The 11,760-nt window shown below is 65.7% G+C and carries 12 protein-coding genes; all 12 read left to right on the top strand.

Annotated elements, in window-relative coordinates; all coding sequences use genetic code 11:
* The first annotated feature begins 82 nt into the window (after positions 1-82).
* The 12 genes from ON32_RS12525 to ON32_RS12470 all read left to right on the top strand — a co-directional run bounded on the left by ON32_RS12525 (position 83) and on the right by ON32_RS12470 (position 11,759).
* Positions 83-961: a helix-turn-helix transcriptional regulator gene (locus tag ON32_RS12525; RefSeq protein ID WP_373284302.1), complete on the top strand. Its 879-nt coding sequence runs from the start codon at positions 83-85 to the stop codon at positions 959-961.
* Positions 958-2,418: a Fe-S cluster assembly protein SufB gene (gene sufB, locus ON32_RS12520; protein WP_040791021.1), complete on the top strand. Its 1,461-nt coding sequence runs from the start codon at positions 958-960 to the stop codon at positions 2,416-2,418. The genes ON32_RS12525 and sufB overlap by 4 nt, the downstream gene beginning before the upstream one ends.
* Complete coding sequence (gene sufD, locus ON32_RS12515; RefSeq protein WP_040791020.1) at positions 2,418-3,596, top strand: Fe-S cluster assembly protein SufD; 1,179 nt, start codon at positions 2,418-2,420, stop codon at positions 3,594-3,596. Before sufB ends, sufD begins: the two co-directional genes overlap by 1 nt.
* A 38-nt stretch (positions 3,597-3,634) precedes the next feature.
* Positions 3,635-4,405 carry a Fe-S cluster assembly ATPase SufC gene (gene sufC / locus ON32_RS12510; RefSeq protein ID WP_040791019.1) on the top strand — a complete coding sequence of 257 codons (771 nt, stop codon included), beginning with the start codon at positions 3,635-3,637 and terminating at the stop codon, positions 4,403-4,405.
* Position 4,406: 1 nt separating this feature from the next.
* The gene (locus ON32_RS12505) at positions 4,407-5,660 is read left to right on the top strand and encodes a cysteine desulfurase (RefSeq protein ID WP_040791018.1); all 1,254 of its coding nucleotides are present in this window, start codon (positions 4,407-4,409) and stop codon (positions 5,658-5,660) included.
* 3 nt (positions 5,661-5,663) lie between these two features.
* Positions 5,664-6,149 carry a Fe-S cluster assembly sulfur transfer protein SufU gene (gene sufU, locus ON32_RS12500; RefSeq protein WP_040791017.1) on the top strand — a complete coding sequence of 162 codons (486 nt, stop codon included), beginning with the start codon at positions 5,664-5,666 and terminating at the stop codon, positions 6,147-6,149.
* A complete protein-coding gene (locus ON32_RS12495) occupies positions 6,146-6,532 on the top strand; it encodes a metal-sulfur cluster assembly factor (protein ID WP_040791016.1) in 387 nt (128 codons plus the stop codon). Before sufU ends, ON32_RS12495 begins: the two co-directional genes overlap by 4 nt.
* Before the next feature lie 1,014 nt (positions 6,533-7,546).
* The gene (locus ON32_RS12490) at positions 7,547-9,121 is read left to right on the top strand and encodes an ATP-binding protein (RefSeq protein ID WP_040791015.1); all 1,575 of its coding nucleotides are present in this window, start codon (positions 7,547-7,549) and stop codon (positions 9,119-9,121) included.
* Positions 9,121-9,552, top strand: coding sequence for a roadblock/LC7 domain-containing protein (locus ON32_RS12485; protein ID WP_051133169.1), 432 nt, complete (start codon positions 9,121-9,123; stop codon positions 9,550-9,552). The genes ON32_RS12490 and ON32_RS12485 overlap by 1 nt, the downstream gene beginning before the upstream one ends.
* The gene (locus tag ON32_RS12480; protein WP_040791013.1) at positions 9,549-9,896 is read left to right on the top strand and encodes a DUF742 domain-containing protein; all 348 of its coding nucleotides are present in this window, start codon (positions 9,549-9,551) and stop codon (positions 9,894-9,896) included. Before ON32_RS12485 ends, ON32_RS12480 begins: the two co-directional genes overlap by 4 nt.
* Positions 9,871-10,491 carry a GTP-binding protein gene (locus ON32_RS12475; protein WP_051133168.1) on the top strand — a complete coding sequence of 207 codons (621 nt, stop codon included), beginning with the start codon at positions 9,871-9,873 and terminating at the stop codon, positions 10,489-10,491. The genes ON32_RS12480 and ON32_RS12475 overlap by 26 nt, the downstream gene beginning before the upstream one ends.
* Positions 10,488-11,759, top strand: coding sequence for a cytochrome P450 (locus ON32_RS12470; protein WP_040791012.1), 1,272 nt, complete (start codon positions 10,488-10,490; stop codon positions 11,757-11,759). Before ON32_RS12475 ends, ON32_RS12470 begins: the two co-directional genes overlap by 4 nt.
* Position 11,760 lies beyond the last annotated feature (1 nt).

Genomic DNA, 11,760 nt, shown 5'->3' with positions numbered 1-11,760 from the left:
GTGTCGGGTGGGGGCGCCGCAGGTCAGGGCAGCCTTATTAGATTTCGGGAAGTAATTCCGCCACACTGATGTTGTGAAAACCGTGGGTTTGCCGAACGTAGACGAAGGGACCGGTCATCGGGCCGGTGCCGCGTCCGTTGCCGTGCCCGCGACCGGTGGCGAGGGGCACACCCGGGCCCAGATCGTCCGGCTGCTCCTCGAAGAGGGGCCGATCACCGCCACCGCCATCGGCGCCGCCCTGGGGTTGGCGCCGGCCGGGGTGCGCAGGCACCTGGACGCACTCATCGAATCCGGCCAGGCCCGGGCGAGCCGCTCGGCGCCGTGGCAGCAGAAGGGGCGGGGCCGCCCCGCCAAGCAGTATCAGCTCACCGCGGCGGGGCGGAGCATGCTCGGCCACGCCTACGACGAGCTCGCCGGAGCGGCCATCAGGCAGCTCCGCGAAATCGGTGGTGAGCAGGCGGTCACCGAATTCGCCCGCAAACGGGCGCGGACCGCCGTGGCCGGGATCGAACCGCTCCCGGCGCACCGCCCCCGGGGCGCGGACCGGTACCGGCCGCCGAACGCGGACACCGCTACAGTGACCCCCGAACAGACGGTGGCCAAGGCCGAGGAAATCGCCACGGCGCTGTCCGGCGCGGGTTTCGCGGCCAGCACCCGACCGGTGGGCGCAGGCGTGCAGATCTGCCAGCACCACTGTCCGATCGCGCATGTGGCCGAAGAGTTCCCGCAACTGTGCGAGGCGGAGCTCGAGGCCTTCCGCGAATTGCTCGGCACCCATGTGCAACGCCTGGCCACCATCGCCAACGGTGATTGCGCCTGCACCACCCACGTACCGCTTACGGTGCTACCGCTCGAGGTGGCACCCGCCGGAACCGGATTCCAATCGAATACAGCCTCCCCATCAGCCGTTGCCCAGCCCGCAACGGAAGCAACGATCGACTCCGGAAGGAGTGCCGAATGACGACGACCGCCGCGGACGCCCGCGAATCCGCAACCACCCGGCCGACGCCGTTGACCCAGGAAGAGACCATCGCCTCCCTGGGCAACTACGGCTACGGCTGGGCCGACCCGGACGAAGCCGGCGCCGCCGCGCAGCGCGGCCTGTCGGAGGAGGTCGTCCGCGATATCTCGGCGAAGAAGAACGAGCCGGAGTGGATGCTCGAGGCCCGTCTCAAGGCCCTGCGCATCTTCGAACGCAAGCCGATGCCGACCTGGGGTTCCGATCTCACCGATATCGACTTCGACAACATCAAGTACTTCGTGCGGTCCACCGAGAAGCAGGCCGCCAGCTGGGACGATCTGCCCGAGGACATCCGCAACACCTACGACAAGCTGGGCATCCCGGAGGCGGAGAAGCAGCGGCTGGTGGCCGGTGTCGCCGCTCAGTACGAGTCCGAGGTGGTGTACCACCAGATCCGCGAGGATCTGGAGGCCCAGGGTGTGATCTTCCTCGACACCGACACCGGTCTGCGCGAGCACCCGGAGATCTTCCGGCAGTATTTCGGCAGTGTGATCCCGGCCGGTGACAACAAGTTCTCCGCGCTGAACACCGCCGTGTGGTCGGGTGGCTCGTTCATCTACGTGCCGCCAGGGGTGCACGTCGACATCCCGCTGCAGGCCTACTTCCGGATCAACACCGAGAACATGGGCCAGTTCGAGCGCACCCTGATCATTGTCGACGAGGGCGCCTACGTGCACTACGTCGAGGGCTGCACCGCACCGATCTACAAGTCGGATTCGCTGCACTCGGCGGTGGTGGAGATCATCGTGAAGAAGGGCGGCCGCTGCCGCTACACCACCATCCAGAACTGGTCGAACAACGTCTACAACCTGGTCACCAAGCGGGCCAAGGCCGAAGCGGGCGCGACCATGGAGTGGATCGACGGCAATATCGGCTCCAAGGTCACCATGAAGTACCCGGCCGTGTGGATGACCGGCGAACACGCCCGCGGCGAGGTGCTGTCGGTGGCGTTCGCCGGGGCCGGTCAGCACCAGGACACCGGCGCGAAGATGCTGCACCTGGCGCCGCACACCTCCTCGACCATCGTGTCGAAGTCGGTGGCGCGTGGCGGCGGCCGGGCCTCCTACCGAGGTCTGGTGCAGGTGAACAAGGGCGCGCACGGGTCGAAGTCGACCGTGAAATGCGACGCGCTGCTGGTGGACACCGTCAGCCGTTCCGACACCTACCCCTATGTCGATATCCGCGAGGACGACGTGACCATGGGGCACGAGGCCACCGTCTCCAAGGTCTCCGAGGACCAGCTGTTCTACCTGATGAGCCGCGGGCTCACCGAGGACGAGGCCATGGCCATGGTGGTGCGCGGCTTCGTCGAGCCCATCGCCAAGGAACTGCCGATGGAGTACGCGCTCGAACTCAACCGCCTGATCGAACTGCAGATGGAAGGAGCCGTCGGCTGATGGCCGTCGAGAACGTTGCCGAGGCCGCCGAGGCTCGTACCCCGGCGATCAACAAGGGCGAGGTCTTCACCTCGTTCGATGTGAACGCCTTCGAAGTGCCCTCCGCCAAGGACGAGGTATGGCGGTTCACCCCGCTGCGTCGATTGCGCGGCCTGCACGACGGCACCGCCGTCGCCGACGGTTTCATCACCGTCGAGACCACCCCGGTCGAGGGTGTCATCGTGGAGACCGTGGATCGGGACGATCCCCGGCTCGGCGACGGTGGCATCCCGGCGGATCGGGTCGCGGCGCAGGCGTACTCGGGTTTCGAGCGGGCCACCGTGATATCGGTCGGCAAAGAGGTGGCGGTCGCCGAACCGTTCATCGTCACCGTCACCGGGCCCGGTGAGGGGAAGACGGCCTTCGGCCACCTCCAGATCCGGCTGGACGCCTTCGCCGAGGCGACCGTCGTCATCGACCAGAAGGGCAGCGGGACCTATGCCGAGAACGTGGAATTCGTGCTCGGTGACAGCTCCCGGTTGACCGTGGTCGCCATTCAGGACTGGGCCGACGACGCCGTCCACGCCACCGCCCACCACGCCACGGTGGGGCGCGATGCCGTGCTGCGGCACACCGCCGTCACCCTCGGCGGTGATCTGGTGCGGCTCACCGGTACCGTCCGCTACGCCGGTCCCGGCGGTGACGCCGAATTGCTCGGTCTCTACTTCGCCGACGCGGGTCAGCATTTCGAACAGCGACTGCTGGTCGACCACGCGGTCCCGCACTGCAAGTCCAATGTGCTGTACAAGGGGGCGCTGCAGGGCGACCCCGCCTCGCCCAAGGGCGATGCCCGCACGGTATGGGTCGGCGATGTGCTGATCCGCGCGGAAGCCGAAGGCACCGACACCTTCGAGATCAACCGCAACCTGGTGCTCACCGACGGCGCGCGTGCCGATTCGGTGCCGAACCTGGAGATCGAGACCGGTGAGATCGTCGGTGCCGGCCACGCCTCGGCCACCGGACGTTTCGACGACGAGCAGCTGTTCTATCTACGCGCCCGCGGTATCCCGGAGGATATCGCTCGCCGCCTGGTGGTCCGCGGTTTCTTCGGCGAGATCATCCAGAAGATCGCCGTCCCGCAGGTCCGGCAGCGGCTGGAGGCGGCCATCGAGGCCGAACTCGCCGCCATCGGCGCCTGATCCCCGAACTCCCAGCCCACGAAGGAATCCTGCCACCTATGACCACCCTGGAAATCAAGGACCTGCACGCCGAGGTCGCCACCCCGGACGGGGAGACCGTCAAGATCCTCAAGGGCGTGAACCTCACCGTGAAATCCGGTGAGACCCACGCCATCATGGGACCCAACGGCTCCGGCAAGTCCACCCTGTCCTACGCCATCGCCGGCCATCCCAAGTACACCGTCACCTCCGGGTCCATCACCCTCGACGGTGAGGACGTGCTGGCGATGTCCGTCGACGAACGTGCGCGCGCGGGTCTGTTCCTGGCCATGCAGTACCCGGTCGAGGTGCCGGGGGTATCGATGTCGAACTTCCTGCGCACCGCCGCCACCGCCGTCCGCGGTGAGGCCCCCAAGCTGCGGCACTGGGTGAAGGAGGTGAAGGAGTCGATGAGCGAACTCGATATCGACCCCGCCTTCGCCGAGCGCAGTGTGAACGAGGGCTTCTCCGGCGGTGAGAAGAAGCGCCACGAGATCCTGCAGCTGGGTCTGCTGAAGCCGAAGATCGCCATCCTGGACGAAACCGACTCCGGTCTGGACGTGGACGCCCTGCGTATCGTGTCCGAGGGCGTGAACCGCTACAAGGAGCGGGAGAACGGCGGCATTCTGCTGATCACCCACTACACCCGCATCCTGCGCTACATCCAACCGCAGTTCGTGCACGTGTTCGTCGGCGGCCGGGTCGTCGCCGAGGGCGGCCCCGAACTGGCGGAGGAACTCGACGCCAACGGCTACGTCCGTTTCACCCAGTCCGCGACCGCCGGAGCGTGATATGACCGCAACCGTCCGCACCCTCGATATCGGCCGGATCCGGGCTGATTTCCCCATCCTGAACCGCACGGTTCGGGATGGGAAGCCGTTGGTGTATCTGGATTCCGGGGCGACCTCGCAGCGGCCGGTGGCGGTGCTGGATGCCGAACGCGATTTCCTGCTCACCCGCAACTCGGCCGTGCATCGCGGCGCGCACCAGTTGGCGGAGGAGGCCACCGACGCCTACGAGGGCGCCCGCGCCGATATCGCGCGGTTCGTCGGGGTCGATGCCGACGAGATCGTTTTCACCAAGAACGCGACCGAATCGCTGAACCTGGTGACCTACTCGTTCGCCGACGACCGGTTCCCCTACCGGGTGGGACCGGGCGACGAGATCATCATCACCGAACTGGAACACCACGCCAACCTGGTGCCGTGGCAGGAATTGGCCCGGCGTACCGGGGCGACCCTGCGCTGGTACGGGGTCACCGACGACGGACGTATCGATCTCGATTCGCACGAGCTCTCACCGAAGACGAAGGTCGTCGCCTTCACCCACCAGTCCAATGTCACCGGTGCGGTCGCCCCGGTGGCCGAACTGGTGCGCCGCGCCCGCGAGGTCGGCGCCCTGGTGGTATTGGACGCCTGCCAGTCGGTTCCGCACATGCCGGTGGACTTCCGGGCCCTGGACGTGGATTTCGCGGCCTTCTCCGGGCACAAGATGCTCGGCCCGTCCGGGGTCGGGGTGTTGTACGGGCGGCGGTCGCTGCTCGCGGATACCCCGCCGTTCATCACCGGCGGTTCCATGATCGAGACGGTCACCATGGAGGGCAGCACCTACGCTCCGCCGCCGCAGCGGTTCGAGGCCGGGGTGCCGATGACCTCGCAGGTGGTCGGACTCGGCGCCGCCGTGGGATACCTCCGGGAAATCGGTATGGATGCCGTTGCCGCGCACGAACACGCCCTGGTCGACGCCGCCCTGGAAGGGCTCGGTTCGATCGATGGCGTGCGGATCGTCGGTCCCACCGACAACATCGATCGCGGTGGTGCCGTGTCGTTCGTCGTGGACGGGATCCACGCGCACGATGTCGGCCAGATCCTCGACGACGAGGGGGTGGCGATTCGGGTCGGGCACCACTGCGCCTGGCCGCTGCATCGCCGGTTCGGAATCGCCGCCACCGCCCGGGCGTCCTTCGCGGTCTACAACACCCTCGACGAGGTGGACGCATTGGTCGCCGCGGTGCGGAAGGCTCAGAGCTTCTTCGGGGTTGTATAGACCATGCGCATGGAGCAGATGTACCAGGAAGTCATCCTGGACCACTACAAGCATCCGCACAATCGCGGGCTGCGGGAGCCGTTCGGTGCCGAGGTGCACCATGTGAATCCCACCTGCGGTGACGAGGTGACCCTGCGCGTTCATCTCGGCGACGACGGTGAGGTCGCCGACGTCTCCTACGACGGACAGGGCTGTTCGATCAGCCAGGCCTCCACATCGGTGCTCACCGATCAGGTGATCGGGTTGCCGTTGCCGGAAGCACTGAAGGTGGTCGACGCGTTCAACGAAATGATCGCCGGCCGGGGTACCGTCGAGGGTGACGAGGACGTGATCGGCGACGGTATCGCCTTCGCGGGTGTCGCCAAGTATCCGGCGCGGGTGAAATGCGCGCTGCTGGGTTGGATGGCGTTCAAGGACGCCGTGGTCCGGATCGACGGGGCCACCGGCGAGATGGCGGGCCGTACGGCAGGAAACGGGGAGTCAGCATGACCGATACACCATCCACCGAGACCACCGACCGGGCGGCCGAGCCGGCGCAGGCCGAGCTGTCGGCGGAGGAACTGAAGCAGCTCGAGGACATCGAAGAGGCCATGCGCGATGTGGTCGATCCCGAGTTGGGCATCAACGTCGTCGATCTGGGGCTGGTGTACGGCATGCGGCTCGAGGATCGAACCGCGGTGCTCGATATGACCCTGACCTCGGCCGCCTGCCCGCTCACCGATGTGATCGAGGACCAGTCCCGCAATGCGCTGGTGCGCAGCGGCCTGGTCGACGATCTGAAGATCAACTGGGTGTGGATGCCGCCGTGGGGTCCGGACAAGATCACCGAGGACGGACGAGAACAGTTGCGTGCTCTCGGTTTCACGGTCTGAGCGCGTTTCGCGAAACATCGGCGGTGCCCCCGGGACGGTTGTCCCGGGGGCACCGCCGTGTCCGGGGGTTATGTGCCACCGCTATCGATCACGGGTGGGTGTGATGTCGTAGCGGTGCCGCCTGCGTGGCCGTGCTTCCGTGGCGGTTGTCGCGTAGGGTGTGCCGGTAATGACGGATGTCGTTGTTCGTGTGGCGCATCGACATTTCGGAATGTGGCGGCTGTGTCGATGGTTGGGAAACTCGGGCTCGAACCGCTTTCCGTGACCATCGTGTTGATTGGTCCGTAATAGTGGCGTTATACGCCGTTACAGATACCTTTTCGGCTCTGGTCGAAGATCATTCGCGCTCCGCAACCATCTTTCTCGGGCGGGTCGAGAGGTGATTGCCGTGGCGTTCTCGAAGAACGTACGGCCGTTGCGGTTTCACGTACGACGGCACGGTCGCTCTTATAGCACCTGTCCGGTCGGCGAGGCAATTTGGAGTGCCATGGTGTCTGCTCCGCGGTTACGCCCACCGGGTGTGTACTGGGCGGTTCGTTTTGTCCCGCAGGGGAGTTGGGATGCGCGCCGGCATGGGATGGACGAGACGTCGAAATGTGTCCGCCGGGGTGTGGAAGGGGTGTTGCGGTGATCGCAACCGGCTCAATAATTCTGAGATTCCCGAGGTCGACACGCCGCGGCCGGATGCGGGACAAATTAATAGTTGTCGGATATTGAACATGTGGCCGGGAATACTGCTAGGGTGTGCGTGTCGTCGGGTTCGGGGCCATCGGACGAAGATGTTCCGGTGGTGCCGTGATCGACCGATCGTCTTGTCTTTCGGCCACTTTGGAATATCGTGAGTGGGCGCCGGGATGGGCGGTCGGGGATCGCCGCCGGTACCCGGCGAGTACCTCATCCGGCCAGGGGCAATCATGGTCGGCGTCGCGAGGAAGGCGAGACGAGCGCTGTGGCAGAAGAATGCTGTGGCATCGCGTGGCGCACCCTCGAGCCCCGTCAACGACGAGAAAGCTGATGAACCTGAATACCGCCGTGCTGCTTCCCTGGATCCTCGCCCCCATTCTGGTGCTCGGCGTGGCGTGGTACGCCGTTCGGACCGTAAGCGGGCTGCAGAACCGAATAGATGTTCTGGAGCGTGAGCTGGGGGTACGCGAGGACGCCCTCGAAAATCTCGCCGCCAGTACGCTACCCGCGCTATCGGATTCGCTACGCCGTTTCGAGCAACCTGCCGCGGGTCCCGAAGTGCCGTCGGGTCTGGAGAACTCACGTTTCGCGCAATGTCTGCGCTGGATCGTCGAACGATTCACCGAAGACCTGCGCGCGGTGCAGACCGAGACCCGGGACACCCTCACCCGAGAGCACGAAGAAAAGCTGAAAGAAGCGGTCACCGCGGCCGAGGAGGCCGTGCGTGCCGAGGAGGAGTCGGCCCGGGCGCAGGTCGAGTCGACCTCCCGTGAGGCCACCAGCGCCGCGGTGCGCTCCTTCGGTACCTCCGTGGTGAGCCTGGGCGCCGACGTCAGCCAGGTGGTCAGCGCCGCGCTGCGCGAACACCGGGACGACCGCGTCTACGAAACCCTCATCCGTATCGACCACACCGTGCAGCAGATGATCCGTCAGGCGCAGTCCTACGTGATCGTCTGTGGTGGTCTGCCCGGTCGACGGTGGCCCGCCCAGTCGCTCACCGACGTCGTCGGTGGTGCCACCGGACGTGTCCGCGACTATCTGCGGGTGCGTTCCAACCAGCTCGACCGGATCGTCATCAGTCGTGCGGTGGAGCCGCTGGTGCACACCCTGGCCTCGCTCATCGACAACGCTCTGCGGTACTCGCCGCCCACCTCGTATGTCGATGTCACCTTCCAGGAAGGCCACCACGGTGTCACCGTGATCGTCGACGACGCCGGTGTGCGGATGAATGCCGAGCAGATGGAAGAGGCTCGGCAGATTCTCGCGGGCGAGCGGCCGGTCGACATCCACCAGCTGGGTCCGTCCCCCAAGGTCGGTTTCCCCGGTATCGCCGCCCTGGCCCGCCGTTACGGCTTCACCGTCTACATCGACGGCCCCAATGCCTACGGTGGTATGCGTGCCATGGTCTACATCCCCGAGGCCCTGCTCGTCGCGCCGCGCGCAACCCAGGAGAGCGAGAGCTCCGGTGGTGCGCCTGCCGCGCGTGAGCTCGCGGCAGTGGGTGGTAACGGCGCCGGGCCGTCCGGTACCTCTCCCGTCGGGGTGCCGTCGGTTTCTGCCGCCCCCACCACGTCCGGAAACTCCTCCTCCATCGGAACGACATCCGGCTCCTCGATGCTGACCGGAGTGACAACACCGAGTGGTGTGGCGATGACGGGGGGAGAAACCGTGAGCGGAGTGAGCGAGCAGGCCGGCAACGACCAGCGGTCCACGGTCCACGACATCACCAGTGGAGGCCTGCCCAAGCGGCGACGTCGTGTGGCGTCCGCCGTTCCCTCCGCCCAGACCGGGCGCACCCGGTCCGAACCGGGACAGCCTCGTCCCGAAATCGCAGCAGCGTGGCAGAGCGGCTCCAAGAGTGGTCGTGCTGCCGCTTCCGAACACACCGAAGGGATGACATCCTGATGGGCTCACCGAGAACTGTGGTCACCGACAGCAGCAACAAGCTGGGCTGGTTACTGAACGATCTCGAGGTTCCCGGCGTCCGATTCGCGGTCCTGCTGTCGGAGGACGGTCTGCGTATCGCACATTCGACGGGCATCAGCCGGGATCAGGCCGAACGTTTCTCCGCCGCGGCCTCGGGCCTCCGGTCGCTCGGTAAGGCGCTCGGTGAGTTCTGTGGCGGCTCCGGAAACGACGTGCGGCAGAATATGACCGAATACGGCGAGGGCATGATCCTCATCACCGCTGCGGGTGAAGGTGCCCTGCTGGGTGTGTCCACCCTGCCGGATATCGATGTGGGGCTCATCGCGCACCGAATGAACGAGCTCGCCGCTCGTGTCGGTCACGAACTCGGCTCCGAGCCGCGCAGACGACCCGGCGGCGATCTGCGGTGAGCGGATCACGGCGTGATCCGGACCTGGTCCGCGCCTATGTGCGGACCGGCGGACGCTCGCGTCCGAGCCGTGAATTGGACCTGGTCACACTGGTCATCGCCGCCAAGGACCCGGCGCCCGGGGCAGGCCCCGATGTGCGCCGGGTGGTCGATGTCTGTAGTCACGGTGCTCTGTCGATCGCCGAGATCGCTGCTTATCTCGACCTGCCCCCGTCCGTGGTGACGATCATCGTTTCCGACCTACTGGACAGCGGACATCTGAACATCCCGATCCCGGCTGAGAAACTGCCGGAGATAGCCCTGCTCGAGGAGGTACTCAATGGGCTCCGTGCTCTCCCGGCCTGACCGGTCCGCGGAAAACCGCGCCGTCGATTATGTGCCGGAGACCGTGACCCGATCGGTGAAATTGCTGGTGGCCGGTAATTTCGGCGTCGGCAAGACCACCTTCGTGAGCAGTGTGTCGGAGATCAAGCCGCTGCGTACCGAGGAAACCATCACCGAGGCCAGTATCGGTGTCGACGATCTGGCCGGACTGGGTTCGAAGACACAGACCACGGTCGCCATGGACTTCGGTCGGATAACCCTGAATCCCGAACTGGCGCTGTACCTTTTCGGGACTCCGGGGCAGCAGCGGTTCGTTCCGCTCTGGGAGGAATTGGCCAGGGGCGCACTCGGCGCTCTCGTTCTGGTCGATACCCGGCGGATCGAGAAGGCCGACGAGGTGCTGGCGGTCCTCGAGGAACGCGGTGTCCCCTACGCGGTGGGCGTCAACGAGTTCGAGGGTGCGAATCGGTATCCGCTCGCGGAGATCCGGGACGCGCTCGACCTGACCGATGACGCCCCGTTGACGGCTCTCGACGCCCGCGACCGGCGAACCTGCCTGCAGGCACTCATCACGTTGGTCGAATATCTGTTCCATCGTTTGGAGTCTCGTCTTTGAGTACGCAGTACCCCCCGGTTTCGCAGCAACAACCTCCGTTCACCGGATGCCCGGTCACCCAGGGCGACCCCAATGGAGAGCCCGGTCCGCGTTTCTCCCTGTACTCGGAGGAATTCGCCGCCGACCCGCACGGCGCCTACCGGGAGATGCGAAACCGACACGGCTCCCTCGTACCGATCGATCTGGCCCCCGATGTTCCGGCGACATTGGTGATCGGATACGAGGCAGCCGTGCGAATCCTCAACGATCCGGAGCGCTTCCCCGCCGATCCGCGGGTCTGGCAGAACAGTATTCCGCCCGATTCGCCGATCAGACCGATGATGGAGTGGTATCCGAACGCTCTGCGCAACAGTGGGGAGGTGCATCAGCGCTACCGTCAGGCCTATGTGGCCGCCATCGACGGTATCGATCTGCACGAACTCCACCAGACGGTGGAGCAGATCGCGATTCCATTGATCAACTCGTTCTGTGAGAACGGTTCGGCGGACCTGGTCTCCCAGTATGCGTTCCCGTTGGTATTCGAGGTGCTCAACCGGATGGTCGGCTGCACCCCCGAACTGGGGGAGCGGGTCGCCACCGGGATGGCCGCCCTGTTCGACACGGTCAATGCCGAATGGGGGATGAACTACCTCAGTGAGGCGCTGCTGGAGCTCATCGCCGCGAAACGGGCCGAACCCGGCAACGATGTCACCTCCCGATTGGTGCATCACCCGGCAAATCTGAACGAGGAAGAGCTGCTGTCGAATCTGATCAGCTTCTACGGTGCCGGCCTGGAACCGGAACAGAATCTGATCATCAACACCCTGCTGCTGATGCTCACCGACGACCGGCTCGGCGGAGGTATTCTCGGCGGCAGCCTGTCCACGCGTGACGCATTGGACGAGGTGTTGTTCAACGACCCGCCGATGGCGAATTTCTGTACCACCTACCCGCGGCAGCCGATCCTCATCGACAACACTTGGCTGCCTGCGCACCAGCCGGTGGTGGTCAGTATGGCCGCGTGCAACAACGATCCGGCCATCCGCGGTGGGGAACGTGTCGGCAATCGTTCGCACTTGGCGTGGAGCATCGGCCCGCATGCGTGTCCCGCGCAGTCACCGGCTCTGGTGATTGTTCAGGAGGCGATCGATCAGTTGCTCGACGCGCTTCCGGAGATGGAATTGGCAGTGCCCGCGAAGGAGTTGTCCTGGCGGCCCGGACCGTGGCACCGGGCGTTGGCCGCGCTGCCCGTGGTCTTCCCACCCTCTCCGCCGTTGAACATTGTGTAAG

It is taken from the genome of Nocardia paucivorans NBRC 100373, assembly GCF_000308675.1.
GTDB classification, from domain to species: Bacteria; Actinomycetota; Actinomycetes; order Mycobacteriales; family Mycobacteriaceae; genus Nocardia; species Nocardia paucivorans.
Note: the sequence above shows the minus strand (reverse complement) of the source record. Positions and strands in the feature narration are given on the sequence as shown.

Coding starts and splice junctions, on each gene's coding strand:
- ON32_RS12505 (WP_040791018.1), top strand. CDS start 4,407: ATGACCGCAACCGTCCGCACCCTCGATATCGGCCGGATCCGGGCTGAT.
- ON32_RS12485 (WP_051133169.1), top strand. CDS start 9,121: ATGGGCTCACCGAGAACTGTGGTCACCGACAGCAGCAACAAGCTGGGC.
- ON32_RS12490 (WP_040791015.1), top strand. CDS start 7,547: ATGAACCTGAATACCGCCGTGCTGCTTCCCTGGATCCTCGCCCCCATT.
- sufD (WP_040791020.1), top strand. CDS start 2,418: ATGGCCGTCGAGAACGTTGCCGAGGCCGCCGAGGCTCGTACCCCGGCG.
- ON32_RS12495 (WP_040791016.1), top strand. CDS start 6,146: ATGACCGATACACCATCCACCGAGACCACCGACCGGGCGGCCGAGCCG.
- sufB (WP_040791021.1), top strand. CDS start 958: ATGACGACGACCGCCGCGGACGCCCGCGAATCCGCAACCACCCGGCCG.
- sufU (WP_040791017.1), top strand. CDS start 5,664: ATGCGCATGGAGCAGATGTACCAGGAAGTCATCCTGGACCACTACAAG.
- ON32_RS12475 (WP_051133168.1), top strand. CDS start 9,871: ATGGGCTCCGTGCTCTCCCGGCCTGACCGGTCCGCGGAAAACCGCGCC.
- sufC (WP_040791019.1), top strand. CDS start 3,635: ATGACCACCCTGGAAATCAAGGACCTGCACGCCGAGGTCGCCACCCCG.